General features: G+C 70.5%; 16 protein-coding genes and 1 pseudogene. 10 read left to right on the top strand and 7 right to left on the bottom strand.

The annotated features are described in order from the left end of the window. Nucleotides 1-101: 101 nt before the first annotated feature. On the bottom strand, nucleotides 102-1358 hold the full coding sequence (locus tag ABZU43_RS09730; protein WP_355006065.1) for an acyltransferase: 1257 nt from the start codon (nucleotides 1356-1358) through the stop codon (nucleotides 102-104). A gap of 111 nt (nucleotides 1359-1469) precedes the next feature. Here ABZU43_RS09730 and ABZU43_RS09725 point away from each other — a divergent pair, with 111 nt between their 5' ends. Further along, entirely contained in the window at nucleotides 1470-2675 is a 1206-nt protein-coding gene (locus ABZU43_RS09725) for a DUF3068 domain-containing protein (protein WP_355006064.1), read from the top strand. 76 nt (nucleotides 2676-2751) lie between these two features. Here the strand turns inward: ABZU43_RS09725 and ABZU43_RS09720 are convergent, their stop codons facing one another. After that, complete coding sequence (locus ABZU43_RS09720) at nucleotides 2752-3492, bottom strand: class I SAM-dependent methyltransferase (RefSeq protein ID WP_355006063.1); 741 nt, start codon at nucleotides 3490-3492, stop codon at nucleotides 2752-2754. 400 nt (nucleotides 3493-3892) lie between these two features. Between ABZU43_RS09720 and ABZU43_RS09715 the strand changes: the two genes are divergently transcribed. Next, nucleotides 3893-4507: a DUF6230 family protein gene (locus ABZU43_RS09715; protein WP_355006062.1), complete on the top strand. Its 615-nt coding sequence runs from the start codon at nucleotides 3893-3895 to the stop codon at nucleotides 4505-4507. 74 nt (nucleotides 4508-4581) lie between these two features. Continuing rightward, the gene (locus ABZU43_RS09710) at nucleotides 4582-6096 is read left to right on the top strand and encodes a DUF6114 domain-containing protein (RefSeq protein WP_355006061.1); all 1515 of its coding nucleotides are present in this window, start codon (nucleotides 4582-4584) and stop codon (nucleotides 6094-6096) included. A 71-nt stretch (nucleotides 6097-6167) separates the two neighbouring features. On the opposite strand, the gene ABZU43_RS09705 is transcribed toward ABZU43_RS09710, so the two are convergent. Further along, on the bottom strand, nucleotides 6168-7838 hold the full coding sequence (locus tag ABZU43_RS09705; protein WP_355006060.1) for a DUF885 domain-containing protein: 1671 nt from the start codon (nucleotides 7836-7838) through the stop codon (nucleotides 6168-6170). A gap of 132 nt (nucleotides 7839-7970) precedes the next feature. On the opposite strand from ABZU43_RS09705, the pseudogene ABZU43_RS09700 reads away from it, so the two are divergent. Next, nucleotides 7971-9098 (top strand): annotated as a pseudogene (locus ABZU43_RS09700) (DMT family transporter); the annotation flags it as partial. Here ABZU43_RS09700 and ABZU43_RS09695 read toward each other — a convergent pair. Together ABZU43_RS09695 and ABZU43_RS09690 are read right to left on the bottom strand one after the other, a co-directional pair. Next, nucleotides 8981-10054 (bottom strand): PHP domain-containing protein, encoded by a 1074-nt coding sequence (locus ABZU43_RS09695; RefSeq protein WP_355006059.1) that lies wholly within the window; start codon nucleotides 10052-10054, stop codon nucleotides 8981-8983. The pseudogene ABZU43_RS09700 and the gene ABZU43_RS09695 overlap by 118 nt on opposite strands. A 1-nt stretch (nucleotide 10055) precedes the next feature. Beyond that, on the bottom strand, nucleotides 10056-10817 hold the full coding sequence (locus ABZU43_RS09690; RefSeq protein ID WP_355006058.1) for a peptidoglycan DD-metalloendopeptidase family protein: 762 nt from the start codon (nucleotides 10815-10817) through the stop codon (nucleotides 10056-10058). A gap of 64 nt (nucleotides 10818-10881) precedes the next feature. Here ABZU43_RS09690 and ABZU43_RS09685 point away from each other — a divergent pair, with 64 nt between their 5' ends. From ABZU43_RS09685 to ABZU43_RS09670, 4 genes are all read left to right on the top strand, one after another. After that, nucleotides 10882-11271: a hypothetical protein gene (locus tag ABZU43_RS09685; protein ID WP_355006057.1), complete on the top strand. Its 390-nt coding sequence runs from the start codon at nucleotides 10882-10884 to the stop codon at nucleotides 11269-11271. A 111-nt stretch (nucleotides 11272-11382) separates the two neighbouring features. Continuing rightward, on the top strand, nucleotides 11383-11550 hold the full coding sequence (locus tag ABZU43_RS09680; protein WP_167362451.1) for a hypothetical protein: 168 nt from the start codon (nucleotides 11383-11385) through the stop codon (nucleotides 11548-11550). Nucleotides 11551-11666: 116 nt separating this feature from the next. Continuing rightward, nucleotides 11667-12194, top strand: a complete 528-nt coding sequence (locus tag ABZU43_RS09675) for a tRNA adenosine deaminase-associated protein (RefSeq protein WP_355006056.1) — start codon at nucleotides 11667-11669, stop codon at nucleotides 12192-12194. 145 nt (nucleotides 12195-12339) lie between these two features. Further along, complete coding sequence (locus ABZU43_RS09670; RefSeq protein WP_355006095.1) at nucleotides 12340-12786, top strand: nucleoside deaminase; 447 nt, start codon at nucleotides 12340-12342, stop codon at nucleotides 12784-12786. Nucleotides 12787-12800: 14 nt separating this feature from the next. Here ABZU43_RS09670 and ABZU43_RS09665 read toward each other — a convergent pair whose 3' ends face one another. Together ABZU43_RS09665 and ABZU43_RS09660 are read right to left on the bottom strand one after the other, a co-directional pair. After that, on the bottom strand, nucleotides 12801-13955 hold the full coding sequence (locus ABZU43_RS09665; protein WP_355006055.1) for a HAMP domain-containing sensor histidine kinase: 1155 nt from the start codon (nucleotides 13953-13955) through the stop codon (nucleotides 12801-12803). After that, complete coding sequence (locus ABZU43_RS09660) at nucleotides 13952-14608, bottom strand: response regulator transcription factor (RefSeq protein WP_355006054.1); 657 nt, start codon at nucleotides 14606-14608, stop codon at nucleotides 13952-13954. Before ABZU43_RS09660 ends, ABZU43_RS09665 begins: the two co-directional genes overlap by 4 nt. A gap of 142 nt (nucleotides 14609-14750) precedes the next feature. On the opposite strand from ABZU43_RS09660, the gene ABZU43_RS09655 reads away from it, so the two are divergent. Next, nucleotides 14751-15263 (top strand): hypothetical protein, encoded by a 513-nt coding sequence (locus ABZU43_RS09655; protein ID WP_355006053.1) that lies wholly within the window; start codon nucleotides 14751-14753, stop codon nucleotides 15261-15263. Then, nucleotides 15260-16354 (top strand): peptidoglycan-binding domain-containing protein, encoded by a 1095-nt coding sequence (locus ABZU43_RS09650; protein WP_355006052.1) that lies wholly within the window; start codon nucleotides 15260-15262, stop codon nucleotides 16352-16354. The genes ABZU43_RS09655 and ABZU43_RS09650 overlap by 4 nt, the downstream gene beginning before the upstream one ends. The last annotated feature ends 8 nt before the right edge of the window (nucleotides 16355-16362 follow it).

Here is a 16362-nt window from a genome sequence, read left to right as displayed (position 1 = left end):
CACGCGAACCCTACTCTCAAGTAATTTAGGGACGCGCGTCACACTAGGGGCTGGGGTGCCGGCCGGCAATGCCCCTATGGGGCAGCGCTGATCGACTGGCGCTACGCGTTGACCGTGGGTGCCGGCGTGACCGTCGGCGCCGCGACTGCCGGTGCGGTCACGTCGACGGCGGGTGTGCCGGACGCCTGCCCGCGCCTGGCCGGTCGCTTTCGACGCTGCGATCCGAGCACCTGCAGGGGCCGCTCGACGCCGTAGTAGCTGACGGTGGCGTACACCAGACCGAAGACCATGGTGAGTGCGAAGGTGTTGAACAGCCCGCCGGTGAAGAGCGGTCGGTCGTCGATCAGGTAGATCAATTCGATGACCAGCGGGTGCCAGAGGAACAGTCCGTACGAGACGGTGCCGAGCCATCGGGCGGACTCGGCGCCGAAGACCTCCTTGACCCGCGTCCGCCCACCGAAGGCCACCGGGATCAGGATCAGTGTCGCGATCGCGAGGTACAGGGCCAGCTTGGCGGCGAACTCGGCGGCTGTCGGGCCGGCGAGGTCGCGGGGGCCGGCGATGGGCGTCGTCGCGATCGCCATCAGGCCGACCGCCGCTGCCCAGCAGGCAATCGGTGCGGAGGCGAGGTCGTCCAGTACGCGGAAGGCGACGGGCGCGGTCCCGGTGCGCAGGGCGACGTGCGCCGCCGCCAGGGCCATCCCTGCGCTGAACCAGGCGGCGTACGAGGGGAGCCACATGGTGTGCAGGCCGTTGCTGAGCCAGCCGAACCCCAGGAGGGCGAGCCATCCCGCAGTAATCAACAAACCCCCGCAGACGATCACGACGGTTCGGACGGGACGCCATGACCGACCAACAGCGAGCACGGCTACCAGCGGCAGGATCAGGTAGAACGCGACCTCGGTGGCGAGGCTCCAGGTCTGGGTGAGCCCGGAGCGCAACTGGCCCGGCCCGTAGATCTGGGTGAAGGTGAGGTGGCGAATCCAGTCACCGGCGGACGCCGGCTGATTCTGCGGCAGGACGATCAGGCAGACCAGCACCGCCAGCCAGTAGGCCGGCAGGATTCGTAGGGCCCGCCGCCAGAGGTACCGCCCGGCGCGCGGTCGGGCCTGTCCCGTTGCGGCGCTCAGTGCCCACGGTCGGAACAGCAGGAATCCGGAGAGCACGAAGAAGATGGCAACGCCGACGTCGAGCCGGGCCAGCCATCCGCCCCACGTGGTGTTCATGGTGGCGGCGGTCTGAAACCCGACGTGGTGGCCGACGACCGCCACAGCGCCAATTGCTCGCAGCGCGTCGAGGGCGGGGAGTCGGTCGGTTACCGAAGTCTGCGGAACTGTTGGCGCGGCGGCTGTGGACATCTGGACATCCAGGGGGTCGCTTTGAAGGTGACCGGGGAGTAACCTCCCGCCATGTTAAGGATCGGGTGCCCCGGACAACAGGTCGTAGGGCGGCAGGCTACAGGAGGATGAGTGAAGCTTCGCGTGGGCGCCGCGCTCTTCGGGCTCGGTGTTTTGTTGCTGGTCTTCGCGGCTGGGCTGCCGTTCTACGTGGCCCCCTCCGTGACCAAGCTCCCTTATGATCTTGAACCAACGACGTCCGTCGCGGAGGCGAAGAACGCCAAGTTCCTGAAGATCACTCGTGTCGGCGAGTCGGTGAGCATCGAGGTCCTGCAAGGTGACCTCGTCTCCAGCGTCGAGGTCATTCCTCAGCCGGACGACACGAGGGACCGGCTACCCGAGGAACTCAAGGGCGACGCGGTGATCTGGGACGTCTACCAGACGGTCAGGCGTTCCGACACCTCGGATGTGGTCAGCCAGTACAGCACCGAGCTGGCCCTCGACCGGATCTCCGGCGCGGCCGCCCCGTGGAAGGAGCAGTGGCTCAACGAGAGCGGCGCGGAGCAGACTCCGGTCGGTAACGTGAGTTACTCCGGCCAGATCTACAAGTTCCCGTTCGGCACCGACAAGCGGGCTTACCAGGTTTTCGACCGTGACCTGAAGCGGGCCGTCCCGGCCAAGTTCGTCGGCACGGAGAAGATCAAGGGCATCGAGGCGTACCGCTTCGAGCAGCGAATCGAGAACGAGGTGTTGAACACCCCGGAGGCGAGCCTCAAGCCGCTGCTCGGCAGGTTCGCCCCCGGCGCCACCAGCGGTCAGATCGTCTACAGCAACACCCGTACGCTCTGGATCGACCCGGTGACGGGCTCCTACGTGAACGTCCGGGAACAGCAGAACAAGGAGTTGCGCCCCGACACCGGCACCGCCACGGTGCTGCTGGACGCGGACTTCAACTACAACGACGACACTGTCACTCGCAGTGTCGAGACGGTCAAGGACAACCGCTTCAAGATCGGCCTGATCAGTTTCTGGGGCCCGATCGCCGCCGGCGTCCTTGGTCTGATCGCCCTCGTCGTCGGCGTATGGCTGGTGACGCGGACCAACGACGGTGCTGCCCGGCACCGCGCCGACCCGGCTGTGGCACCCGGCACCGACCCGACTCGGACCCGGGTGGACCAGGAACCGGTACGCGACGCGGAGACCGCCGAGCAGCCCAGGACCGAGCCCGCAGGCGGTCCACTGACCGACGAGATCCCGCCGGCGTCGACGAACTGGAAGTCCGAGGACCCGACGGTGCCGACCCAGCGCCCGGCGCACGGCGAGGTGGAGCAGCGCTGACGGGTACGACAGGAAGCACGACCGGGGGGTGGGCCGCGATGCGGTCCACCCCTCAGTCGTGGAGCGGCACCTGCGTCTAATGCCCTGCGCGGCGCACGGCGTACCGCGTGCAGACCCAGTCCTCGCTGTACAGCAGATCGCGCCACTGCCCGACGATGTCCCCGCCGTGTGCGGCCATGAGTCGCACCATGTCGGTGTGCGGGACGACAGTCATCTTCATCGGCGCCGGATAGTTGAGCAGGTGGCACTGTGCCCAGCTGATCAGGCGGGACGGCGCCAGATGCCAGACGATGCCCCTGGCCGTATGCCCCCGCTCGGTTGGCAACCCGACGACGGCGGTGCCGCCTGGCCGCAACACGCGCAGGAACTCGGCCAGATAGTGATCGATCGCGGGGCGCGGCAGATGTTGCAACACCAGGGCGCTGTAGACGAGGTCGAAGTGACCGTCGGGAAACTGGCTCAGGTCCGGTGCGTCGTTGAGGACGAACCGGATGTTCTCGGCGCTCCGGTTCAGTCGCCCGGCGGCCTCCAGCATGGTCGGAGCGATGTCCACACCGACGACCTCGTCCGCGTGTGGGGCGAGTGCCTGCGACAGTCGCCCGACGCCGCAGCCGAAGTCGAGCACCCGCTCCCAGCGGGTGGGCAGACCGAGTTGGCGAAGTTGGCCGGTCGTCTCCTCGACGTCGGTACGGCCGGTGGCCAGGAACTCCCCGACGTCCCACCGTCCGCCGCGTTTGCCGGGCTCAACGAGTACGGCCCAGAGTGGATCTTCAGCTCCGAGCTTGGTCCAGTGGCGTCGCACGTCGTTCAGATGCACGCCGAAACCCTAGGACCTCGGGCCGTTCGGTGGGGTCCTGCTGTCTCCGGGATCGCCTGGATGTTCGGACGGGAGGACGAGCCGAACGGCTCTCCGCGACCTGCGTACTTTACATCCGTTATCTAATTGTAATTTGTCGATGCCTCGCCACTCTCCGCTGTCGGAGGGCACGGTTTTGCCGTATTTGTCATATGGAGAGGCTTCTATCCACACAGGTAATTCCACGATTCGTGACGTCGAGCCGCTGTTGGGTCGCCCTCGTGTTACCGCCGGATGGTCAGGGGGTTGTGAGCCGCGCCGCAACGGGTGCACGATCAGGCTCGATCGTTACCCGCCGGTAACACATGACGGGCCCGGTGCGAGGCCGCCAGTCCGGGACCGGCCACCTGAGGAGGAACCCGTGCAGGATCGGTTTGAGGATCAGGGTCGTACCCGGTGGCGGCGGTTCGCCGCCATGGCGGTCCCCGCCACCGCCGCCGTCGGCGCCATCCTGTTCGGCATGTCGACCGGCGCCATCGCGTCCGACGTCACCGTGTCCGGACAGACGTTCAAGATCGGCGCGGCCCGTCTCGAGGGCGACGGCTTCAAGCAGTACGGCGGCGTCGTCCGCGAGAAGGGTGAGAACGGCAAGACCCACCCGATCGCCGTCGCCGAGATCAGCAGCGCAGAGCTCTACGACCTCTGCCAGTCCGTCCGCTCCGACCTGCCCGGCCTGCCGGTGGTGCTCACCATCAACGCCGGTGAGGGCAAGGAGCCTGCCCGGGCCAAGGACCTGCTGATCGCCATGGACTCGCTCGACGGCAACGCGACGTTCACCAACATCAAGATTGGCCGGGACGCGACGGACCTGAACGCGACGGCGCAGAAGGGTTCGTTCGGCCAGAATTCCGACCACGTCACCATCACGAACCTGCAGCAGGTGTCCCGCTACACCACGGCGGCCACCTTCAACCTGGTCGGCCTCCGGTTGAAGGTCAACGTGGGCGATGACGCCAAGGGCAAGGAGTGCTTCTGAGGTGACTGGGTCCGCGCTGGCCGACCACCGCGGGCCCCGGCCCTGTCCCCGTCCCGCTCCGCCAGGAGGAGTACGTGACAACCGCGAACGCGTCCCACGCCCGGCCCGGCGGTACGGCCCAGGCGTGGCAGACCTTCCGCCGCTGGCAGCGGAGCCGACCGTTCTGGGGTGGTCTCTTCATCGCCCTGGCTGGGGTGGCGATGTTCGCCTCCACCCGGATGACGATCAACGGCCTGAGCTTCCACAGCGGAGCCACCGGTCTGCTCTCGCTTCTGATCCCGGTCATCCTGGTGACCTGCGCCCTGCTGCTCTGGTTGAGCCCGGCGCAGCGGCTGTTCTACTCGGTCGTCGCGGCGGTCACATCGGTCTACTCGCTGATCGGACTCAACCTCGGCGGCTTCTTCGTCGGTCTGCTGCTCGGCATCGTCGGCAGCGCGCTCGCCTTCGCCTGGACCCCGATCCGACCCGCGCCAACCGCTGCTGACCTGTCCGACACCGAACTGCCCGTCGCCGAAAAGGTCGATGCGGATCAGGCGGAGGCGGATCAGCCCCACGCCGAGCAGCGCGGAGTCGAACGGCTCGACACGGAGCGGATCGGAGTCGTGCAGGCCGACGCGGCCGGCGAACCGGTGGACCGCCCGGCGGGCGACGCGACCGACGCGGGCGCACCCCCCGAGTGGCCGGGACGTTCTGCTGATCCTCGGGTGTTCAGAGTCGCACTGCTGGTGCTGGGCCTCGCCGCGACCGGCCTGGCCACCCAGCCCAGAGCGGTGCAGGCCGCACCGACCCGACCCGCCGCGATCGCCTGCCCGACCCCGTCCCGGTCCGGCACGCCGTCGCCCAGCGCCACCACTCCCATCACCAGGACGCCGACCCCGACACCGAGCGCCAGCCCGGAGCGGGACGGCAACATCATCACCGACATCCTGGACGAGATCGGGGACCTGCTCACCGGTGGACGCAGCGAGAAGACCGCGACGCCGTCGGCTACCCCGACCGCCAGCCCGTCGGCGAAGCCGACAGTCAGGCCGACGGCCCATCCTGGGTCCACGGCCTGCCCGTCACCGAACCCGGGCGGGTCAGGCAAGCCCGGGGCCACGACACCCGACAAGCCAGACAAAGCGGAGCCGGGCAAGCCGCTGCCCCGCATCGCGGCCGACCCGAATCTGCCAATGGTGGGCCAGCTGCCGTCCAAGCTCACCGGCTCCAAGGTCACCATGACCGGGCTGCGGTTCGACGGGACCACCGAACTGCGGACCGAGAGGGGCAGCCTCAAGGTGCTGAAGTTCAGCATGCGGGAGGCGGTGACCGACGACTTCCTGCTGGTCGCCGACGGCCCCGACGGGCGCACCCAGCGATACAAGACCGACCGGCTGACCGTCCGCGGTGACGTGGCCTTCTACTCCACCCGGTTCGTCGGCAAGCTGCTCGGCATCAAGCTCACCTTGACCCCGGACCTGCCGTTGCCGGACGGGATCCCGGTCACCCTGCCGATCTCGATCACGTTCACCGACCCGGTGATGGATCTGGCGTACGTCACCAGTGACACGCTGACCGCCCGGCCGTCGTTGGCACTGGCCCTCGGCTGAACGGCACCCGCTCCGATGGCTCCCGGTGCTGGCGGTAAGACGAGCCGCCAGCACCGGGAGCTATCAGCGACTCAGAGCCGGGCCAGCGCCCGGCGCAGCGGGTCGAGACCCAGGGCGCCCAGGTCCAACGCCTGCCGGTGGAACTCCCGCAGGTCGAAATCGGCGCCCTTGCGGGCCTTGGCGTCCTCGCGGGCCTGGAGCCAGATCCGCTCACCCACCTTGTACGACGGCGCCTGCCCCGGCCAACCCAGGTAGCGGTTCAGCTCGAAGCGCAGGTTCTCGTCCGGAACCCGGCAGTGCGCCCGCATGAACTCCCAGCCCAGCTCGGGCGTCCACCGCTCGCCCGGGTGGAAACCGAACGGATTGTCCTTCGGGATCTCCAGCTCCAGGTGCATGCCGATGTCCACGATGACCCGTGCCGCGCGCATCGCCTGGCCGTCGAGCATGCCCAGCTTGTCGCCCGGATCCTCCAGGTAGCCCAACTCGTCCATCAGCCGCTCGGAGTAGAGCGCCCAGCCCTCACCGTGCCCGGAGACCCAGCAGAGCAGCCGCTGCCAGCGGTTGAGCAGGTCGGCCCGGACGGCGGTCTGCGCCACCTGGAGATGGTGACCCGGCACGCCCTCGTGGTAGACCGTTGTCACCTCTCGCCAGGTGGAGAAGTCGCTGATGCCCTGTGGCACCGCCCACCACATCCGACCCGGGCGGGAGAAGTCCTCGCTCGGGCCGGTGTAGTAGATGGCACCGTCGCTGGTCGGGGCGAGGCAGCACTCGATGCGGCGGACCTGCTCGGGGATGTCGAAGTGGGTGCCGTGCAGCTCGGTGATCGCCTTGTCGGCCAGCGCCTGCATCCAGTCCCGGAATGCCTCCTTGCCCTGGATGGTCCGGGCCGGGTCGGCGTCCAACTTGGTCACGGCCTCGTCGACGGTGGCGCCGGAGCCGGCGATGCGCCCCGCCACGACCCGCATCTCCGCCTCCAGGCGGGCCAGCTCGGCGAAGCCCCAGGCGTACGTCTCGTCCAGGTCGACCTTGGCGCCGAGGAAGTACTGCGAGGCGAGCTCGTAGCGCTCCCGGCCGGCGGCCTGCTTGTCCCGCCCGTGCGGGGCCATCTCGGTACGTAGGAACTGGCCGAACTCGGCGGTCGCCGCGGTCGCCGCCGCCGCACCCCGGCGCAGTTCCGCCCCGAGCGTGCCCTCCGCCCCGAGCCGCTCGACCAGCCCGTGGAAGAAGTTGTCACCGGTCGGGTCGACCCAGATGTCGCACTGCTTGGCCACCTCGACCAACTGCACCTTGGAGCTGACCTCACCGGCGGCGAGCGCCTCCCGCAGCGTGGTCTTGTAGCCCTCCAGCGCGGCACCGAAGCCGTTGAGCCGGGCGGCGATGTTGGCCTTCTCGTCGCTGGTCGCGGTGGGCATCAGGTCGAACACCATGCGGATCTCGTGCAGCCCGCTGGTGATCACGCTGACCTCGCTGGTCACCTCACCGGCGTCGTACCTGGCGAGGTCCAGGCCGAGCCGCTCCTGCATGGCCTCCTTGGCGGTTCGTTCCGATTCGTCCTCCGGCTCGGTCACCTCCAGCTCGGCCAGGGTCCGGCGGGTGAGGTCCGCGCGCGCCCCGTAGCCGTCGGGCGAGAGGTCGTCGAGCTGGTCGTCATGGCCGGCGATGCCGACGAAGGTCGCGCCGGTGGGGCTCAACGGCGCCCACTCGGCCACGTAGCGGTTGGCGAGTTCATCAATTCGTCCCACGCTGCGACCCTACGGGACCACCCCACCCCCGTGTCGCCGACGTTTTGTCGTGTTGGAGCTGCGGGTTCGGGCGTGGCGTGACTGCCGAAAGGCGCGCGACATTTGTCGTACGGTTGCGGCAGAGTGTCAGGGGTGAACACCGATACCACTCCTGACAAAGCGCCGGTCCGCGCCTGGCTGCCCGGCTTTGTCGCCCTCGCCGCGATCTGGGGTTCCAGCTTTCTCTTCATCAAGGTCGGGGTGGCCGAGCTGCACCCGGTCCAACTCACCCTCTACCGGGTCGTCGCCGGCGCGTTGACCCTGCTGGTGGTCCTCGCCGTGCTGCGCGACCGGCTGCCCCACGAGCCCCGGGTCTGGGCGCACCTGACCGTCGTCGCCGCCTTCGGCGTGGCCGTGCCGTTCACCCTCTTCGGCTACGGCGAGCAGCGGGTCGAGTCGATGCTGGCCGGCATCTGGAACGCCACCACGCCGTTGATCGTGCTGCCGCTGGCGGTGCTGGTCTTCCGCACCGAGCGGCTCACAGCGCGCCGTGCGGTCGGGCTCGGGTTGGGCTTCGTCGGGGTGCTGGTGGTGCTCGGGGTCTGGGAGGGCATCGGCGGGGCGCACTTCACCGGGCAGCTCATGTGCTTCGGTGCGGCGGCCTGCTACGGGCTGGCCATCCCGTACCAGAAGCGGTTCGTCGCCGACAGCGCGTACTCAGGCCTGTCGCTCTCCACCGCGCAACTGCTGCTCGCGGCCGCGCAGCTGGCCATCGTCGCCCCCTTCGTCGCCGGCCTGCCGCCGCTGCCCACCGAGCTGTCGGCGGGGGTGGTGACAAGTGTGCTCACCCTCGGCGCGCTCGGCACCGGGCTCGCGTTCGTGATCAACATGCGCAACATCCGGCTGGCCGGCGCGAGCACCGCGTCCACTGTCACGTACCTGGTCCCGATCTTCGCGGTGCTGATCGGTGCGCTGGCGCTCGACGAACGCCTCAACTGGCACCAGCCGGTCGGCGCGCTGATCGTGCTGCTCGGGGTCGCTGTCTCGCAGGGGATGTTCAGTCGTCGCCGGAGCAGCCCGGTCATCGGCGTCGGCGCTCCCGCCACACCCGCCGCCGAACCCGCCCGCAGCTGACCGAGCACAGTTTCGGTCAGCCCCGGGGATCAGGTGCGGGTGTGCGTCCAGGCCACCAGTTGCTCTGCCGACCAGGTGTTGATCACGCGGTCGGCGGGGACGCCGCAGAGGGCGGCGCGTTCACAGCCGAACCGTTGCCAGTCGAGTTGGCCGGGCGCGTGCGCGTCGGTGTTGATGGCGAACCGGCAGCCGGCCTCCAGGGCGCGACGGATCAGGCGCTTCGGCGGGTCCTGCCGCTCCGGCCGAGAGTTGATCTCGACGGCGGTGTCGTGCTCGGCGCAGGCGGCGAAGACGGCGTCCGCGTCGAAGTCGCTCTCCGCCCTCGTCCGCGCGCGGTGCCCCCGATCGCCCGGACCGGTCACCCCGGCCGGGCGGGACGACACCATCCGGCCGGTGACGTGCCCGAGGATGTCCAGGTGCGGATTGGCGACCGCCTTCAGCATGCGCCGGGTCATCTTCGACCGCTCGTCCTTCAGGCCGCTGTGCACCGACCCGACCACCACGTCGAGCCGCGCCAACAGGTCGTCGTCCTGATCCAGGGAACCGTCGGCGAGGATGTCCACCTCGATCCCGGTGAGGATCCGGAAACCCTCGGGCAGCGCCGCGTTCACCTGCGCCACATGGTCGAGCTGCCGGCGCAGCCGCTCCGCGGTCAGCCCCCGGGCCACCGTCAGCCGGGGCGAGTGGTCGGTCAGCACCAGGTACTCGTGGCCCAACTCCACAGCGGCCAACGCCATCTCCTCGATGGGTGAGCCGCCGTCGGACCAGTCCGAGTGGGTGTGACAGTCGCCGCGCAGGGCGGCGCGGAGCGCCGTGGCCTCGGCGTCCAGGTCGCTGCCCTCGGTCGCCACCAGACGGCGGAGGTAGACCGGTTCCTCACCGGCGAGGGACTCCGCCACGCAACGGGCCGTGACGTCACCGACCCCGGCCAGTTCGGTGAGTGTGCCGTTGCCGACCCGTTCGGTCAGCTCTGCCGCAGGCATGCCAGCCAGCGCCTTCGCCGCCGACCGGAACGCGCGTACCCGGTAGGTGGCCTCGTTCGCCCGTTCCAACAGGAAGGCGATCCGGCGCAGGTCGGCGATGGGATCTCTCGCGCGAGCCATGTCAGGGCGCCTTCGGGCAACCGCGCTTGCGTTGCCACGCGGTGACCTCGGTGGCCGGCTCCCGGTTGCCGCCACGCCGCCAGGAGTCCAGGTAACGCGCCGGCCAGATCACCCCGCGCCGGATCCACCAGCCGTCCTTGCCCGCGCACGCCGGCGAGATGCCGAAGTGCACATGACACACGTTGTTCGCGTTGCCCGTACGGCCCACCTTGCCGAGCTGCTGCCCGGCGCGGACCCGTACCCCGGCGTCGATTCCGCCGGTCACGACGCTCAGGTGGGAGCCGTAGTAGCGCACCCCGTCGTCCCCGAGCAGGGCGACCGACAGGCCGCCGTTGTCGGGGCCCTGCGGCCCACGCTTGCGGTACCGGTCCACTCGGCTCACCTCCAGCACCGTCCCGTCGGTCACCGCCACGAACGGCTCGCCGCAGTCGGCGAAGAGGTCCGTCGCCGGGTACGCCCCGTGCGTCGGGTGGTAGTCGACGTTGTCGGCGCGTACCGGAAAGACATGCTTCAGCCCGGTGCGGGGTGCCGCCGTCGACGGCCTGGCCGCCGACGGCGCCGGGGAGCTCGGGTCGGTCGCCGCCGGCGTGGGCGGCTGCGACGCCGGCTGGTCGGCGGTCGCCCAGACCGACTGTGGCGTCGGCGCGGCGCCGTCGGGCACCCCCGGCCGGGTGGTCGCGCAGCCGGCGGCCAGCACCGGGGCGAGCAACAGCAGGATCGGGTACGCCGGACGAGCGCGGCGGCTGATCGTCGGCGAGGACATCCGGTCATCCTGGCAGAGCCGGTACCGTGGGCACGAGCGGCACGCGTGAGGGAGGGCAGCGACGGTGACCATTGCCCGACCCGAACCTGGCCCCGATTTCGGCGCCGCACGCCCGGTTCCGCGTACCCCGTCGGGTCTCTTCCCCTCCGGGCCACCGCCACGGCCCACCTACCGCGAGCCGCACCCGGTCACCGGCGCTGGTGTCGCCGTCGGAGGCGGCGCGGCGGCCGGTTGGCTGCTGCTGTTCGGCCTGCTCGGCACCGACGTGGCCAGCTACGCGTGGTGGACGGTGTTCGCCGGCCTGCTGGCCTGGGCCACCGCCCTGGTGCTGGTGCGCTTCGGTGACCGAGGGGTGGCCACCGGGGTCGCCATCGTCACGGCGGGTGGTTGGAGCATCGCCGCCGCGGTGGTGGCGGTCCGCTGGGCCACCAGTGGTGACTGGCCGCTGTGGTGACCGGCGCGGACGGGCCCCGAAACGGTGCTCGGTGACTGCACCGAGTGCCCGGTTGGCTGCGTAGCGAACGCCGTCTTGACGTGGCCGCCGAGACTCGGCACGCTCGCAACTATGGCCTGGACCACTCCCCGGCAGGATCCCGATCGCAATCGCCGTCGACTGCAGTTGCTGGCCGAGTTGGCGGGCGCCCGGGCGGTCCGCCAGCGCAGCCGACCGCAGCGGCAGCGCACCGAGCGTCTGCGCCAGCTCATCGCCACCCGCCGTCGAGTCGTCGGCTGATCCGACTTTGTCAGGAATGACCCGCCCTTCGGGGCGTTGACGGGTCGCCTGCCGACCCGACCGGCTAACGTGCACGCGTAACGAGTCGACGCTGTGTCGAGGCTATTGGGGGGACCGTGTCGTACTTCGCTGCGGCCGTGGTGCGCGACGACAGTGGCTGGACCGCCGCCGAGGTCAGCCTGCGTGGCGCCACCGACATCGACGAGGTTGCCGACCGGCTGCGTGACGTCGACCTGGAGGCCGACGTGTCGCTGCTCTTCGTCGAGGCCGACGACGCCTACCTGGTGATCCTGCGCCTCGACGAGGGCGAGGACCTGCGGGTCTTCGGTTCGGACTCCGCGTACGCGGAGGAGTCGCAGCTCGGGTCGCTGCTGGTCGGTGACCTGAAGACCTCGGTCACGGGGCTCGACGGCGACGACGAGCCACGCCCGGTGAGCACCGGCGACGAGGAGACCGAGCAGCCCGTCGTCGACCCGGAGGCCGATCCGGTCGGCGACGCCGACCTGCTGGCCAACCTGGGCATCTCCGCGCAGAAGCTGCTGACCCTCTGCACCCACGAGGGGATGATGCCGGCGGATGTCACAGTCGAGATCTGCCAGGTGCTCGGCTGCGCCGACGAGGTCGAGGAGCTGCGTGAGGTCTGAGCCGGCCGACGCCACCGATCCGTCGCTGGAGTCGATCCGACCGGGCCAGCCGACCCCCGGCGCGGTGCGCCGCGCCGGGCCCGGCGCGCACGAGGGCCTGGCCGACCTGGGCGAGGTCGGCCGACGACAGCGGCACGAGCTGTGGATGCGCCGTGCCCTGGAGGTGGCCGTCGCCGGCCCATCCGTCGACGACACGGTCAGCGCCGACGTCGACGACGTGCCGGTGGGGGCGGTGCTCTACGGGCCGGACGGCGCCGAATTGGCCACTGGACGCAACGAGCGCGAGCTGACCGGTGACCCCACCGCCCACGCCGAGGTGCTGGCCCTGCGTCGGGGCGCCGAGCGCACCGGTCGGTGGCGGCTGGACGGCTGCACCCTGGTGGTCACCCTCGAACCGTGCACCATGTGCGCCGGTGCGCTGGTGCTGGCCCGGGTCTCCACAGTCGTGTTCGGTGCCTGGGAGCCCAAGACCGGCGCTGCCGGATCGCTCTGGGACGTGCTGCGCGACCGTCGGCTCAACCACCGTCCCGAGGTCTATGGCGGGGTGCTGGAGGCCGAGACCGCCACCGTCCTGCGCGCGTTCTTCCGCTGAGGCCGGGTCGCCGGTCAGGCCGGCGGCAGGGTGACCGTGACGATCAGACCACCGTCCGGGCGGGGCTGCGCCTCGGCGGTGCCGCCGTGGGCTCGGGCCACCGCGCGGACGATGGACAGCCCCAACCCGAAGCCCCGCGCCCCGACGACCCGCTCACGCGACAGCCGCCGGAAGGGCTGGAACATCGTCTCGACGTCGTAGCCGGGGACGACCGGGCCGGTGTTGGTCACGGTGAGGGTGGGTCGGCCGGAGACCAACCCGGTGCGCACCTCCACCCAGCCGTCGGCGGGCAGATTGTGGCGCAGCGCGTTCTCCACCAGGTTGAACGTGAGCCGCTCCAACAGCACCGGGTCGCCGCTGGTGGGCGCCGGAGCCAGGGCCCGCCGGACCGGCACGCCGGGTATCTGCTTCCCGGCCTGGTCGGTCGTGTGCGTGCAGACCTCGGCCAGGTCGACCGGCGTACGCTCGGTCAGCTCGTTCTCCGAGTCGGCCAGGGTCAGCAGACCGTCGATCAGCCGCTCGTGTCGTTCGTTGACCGCCAGCAGCGACTCGCCCAGTCGCCGGGTCTCCGCCGAGGCGTCCGGGCGGGTGATGGCCAGCTCCACCAGGGCACGGTTGAGCGCCAGCGGCGTACGCAGCTCGTGCGAGGCGTTCGCCACGAACCTGCGCTGCCCGTCGAATGAGCGGTCCAGCCGTTCCAGCATCTCGTCGAAGGTGTCGGCGAGTTCGCGTACCTCGTCGGGAGGGCCGGTGAGCGCGATCCGCTCGTGCAGGCCACGGCCGGCGGTGTCCGCGCCGGCGATCCGGCGGGCCGTGCCGGTGATCTGGAGCAGGGGTTGCAGGGCCCGACCGGCGAGCAGCCAGCCGAACGCGATCGCCACCGTCGACACCACGATCAACGCGATGCCGCCCTGCGTGAGCAGCGACTCCAACGCGTTGCGCTTCGCCTCGTCCTGCACCTCCTGCAACAGGGTGCGCAGGTTGTCGACGTTCTGCCCGCTGGGCGTCACGGGGGAGGTCTTGGGCAGGTCGCGCAGGCTCACCCCGAACGGCTGCGCCATCCGCTGATCCACCAGCACGTACGTGACGGCGAGTAGGACCACGCCGGCCAACAGGAAGAGCCCGCCGTAGATGAGGGTGAGGCGGGCGCGGATCGTGAGACGCTTCATCGGATCTGGTACCCCGCCCCGGGAATCGTCTCGATCACCGGTGGGTCGCCGAGTTTGCGGCGCAACTTCATGACGGTCACCCGGACCACGTTGGTGAACGGGTCGATGTGCTCGTCCCACGCGCGTTCCAACAGGTCCTCGGCGGAGACCACCGCGCCGTCGGCGCGTAGCAGCTCGGCCAGCACCGCGAACTCCTTGCGGGACAGCGCCACGTGCCGGTCGTCCCGGCGTACCTCGTGGCGGGCCGCGTCGAGTTGGATGCCGGCGCGACGCAGCGTCGGCGGCGCCGCCGGGCGGGACCGGCGGGTCAGCGCGTGCACCCGGGCCGACAGCTCGACCAGGGCGAACGGCTTGGTCAGGTAGTCGTCGGCACCGAGCGCCAACCCCGCCACCCGTTCCCGGACCGCCGCTGACGCGGTCAACATCAGCACCCGGGTCTCCCCGCCCGCGTCCACGATCGCCCGGCACACGTCGTCGCCGTGCACCACCGGCAGGTCCCGGTCCAGGACCACCACTGCGTACTCGTTGACGCCGAGCCGTTCCAACGCGGCGTCCCCGTCGTACGCCACGTCGACGGCGAACGACTCCCGACGCAGCCACTCGGCGATGGCGTCCGCCAGCACGTTCTCGTCCTCGACCACCAGCACTCTCACCCCCCCAATGGTGCTCCGGGTGCCGTAACGGCGGCATAACCGCCGACGGTAACGCCGGGGATACGCCCGCTGCCGTGCACTGGGTGTCACGTTCGGCGAACCGCGCCGGACCTGAGCGGAAGCGGACACCATGCGACGACAGATGCTTGCGATCCCGGTCCTGCTCGCCCTGGCACTGTCCGCGTGCGGCGCGGGAGGCGACGACGGCGGCGGGGTCGCGACCGCCGGCGGGGCGAAGGCCGAGGCCACCGCGAGCGGCACGCCGGCCAGTGACTCGGAGCGACAACTCGCCTTCGCCCGATGCATGCGGGAGAACGGGGTGGACATGCCCGACCCCGAGGCGGGCGGGCGTCCCAACTTCCGGTTCGGTGCGGACGTGGATCAGCAGAAGGTCCAGGCGGCCATGGAGAAGTGCCAGGACAAGCTGCCCAACGGTGGGCAGGGACCGCAGCTCAACCCCGAGCAGGCCGAGCAGATGCGGACGTTGGCCAAGTGCATGCGGGAGAACGGGGTGCCGGACTTCCCGGACCCGGACGCCGACGGGCGGGTCCGCATCGGGACGCAGGGCAATGCGATCAACCTCGGCGACCCGGCCATGAAGGCCGCGATGGAGAAGTGCCGGCAGCACGCGCCGCAGTTCGGGGGTGGCCGGTGACCATCGCCATCCGACGCTCACGGTTGCGCGCCGCCGTCACCGGCGGCGTCGTCCTGCTGGTCGCCGCCGTCGGCGTGGTCGCCGCGGTGGGTTTCGGGGGCGGCGGCACCGACGGGGGCCGGGCCCAGGCCGGCAGCGCGCCTCCCGCCACCGCCACCGTCACCCGGCAGACCCTCGCCGACTCCGAGACCGCTGACGGCGAGCTGGGGTACGGCGCGACGCGTACCGCAACGGCGAAGCTCAACGGCACCGTCACCGGGCTGCCGGCCACCGGGTCGACGGTACGGCGGGGCAAGGCGCTCTACCTGGTCGACAACGAGGAGGTGGTGCTGCTCTACGGCGGGTTGCCCGCGTACCGGACCCTCGCCCCGGGGGTGGAGGGAGCCGATGTCGCGCAGTTCGAACGGAACCTCGGAGCGTTGGGCTACACCGGCTTCACCATCGACGACGAGTACACCGGCGCCACCGCCGACGCGGTCCGGGACTGGCAGGAGGACCTGGGCCTGACCGAAACCGGTCGGGTCGAGCCGGGGCGGATCGTGTACGCCGACCGGGAGGTCCGGGTGGAGAGCCACCAGGTCGACGTCGGTGATCTCACCCACCCCGGCAAGGCGGTGCTGACGTACACCGGCACCAGCCGGGTCGTCACCGTCGAGTTGGACGTGGACGACCAGCGGTTGGCCAAGCGCGACGCGAAGGTCACAGTGCGGCTGCCGGACGGCCGGACGGTGGCGGGCACGGTCAGCACTGTCGAGACGGTCGTCCAGGCCGGCGCGGCCGGTGCCAACGGGCAGGCCGGCGAAGCCGAGACGAAGATCGAGGTGACGGTCGCGGTGACCGACCCGAAGACCCTCGCCGGCTTCGACCAGGCCAGCGCGGACGTCACGTTCACCGTCTCGGAGCGCCGCGACGTGCTCACCGTGCCGGTGGCTGCCCTGTTGGCGCTGGCCGAGGGCGGCTACGGCGTCCAGGTCGCCGATGGCGACGCGAGCCGGGTCCTCGCGGTGACCACCGGGTTGTTCACCGACGGCCGGGTGGAGGTCTCGGCGGCGGGCCTCACCGAGGGCACGACGGTGGTGGTGCCGAGGTGAGCAGCGAC

This window comes from Micromonospora sp. NPDC005205 (assembly GCF_040608275.1).
GTDB lineage: Bacteria > Actinomycetota > Actinomycetes > Mycobacteriales > Micromonosporaceae > Micromonospora.
Note: the sequence above shows the minus strand (reverse complement) of the source record. Positions and strands in the feature narration are given on the sequence as shown.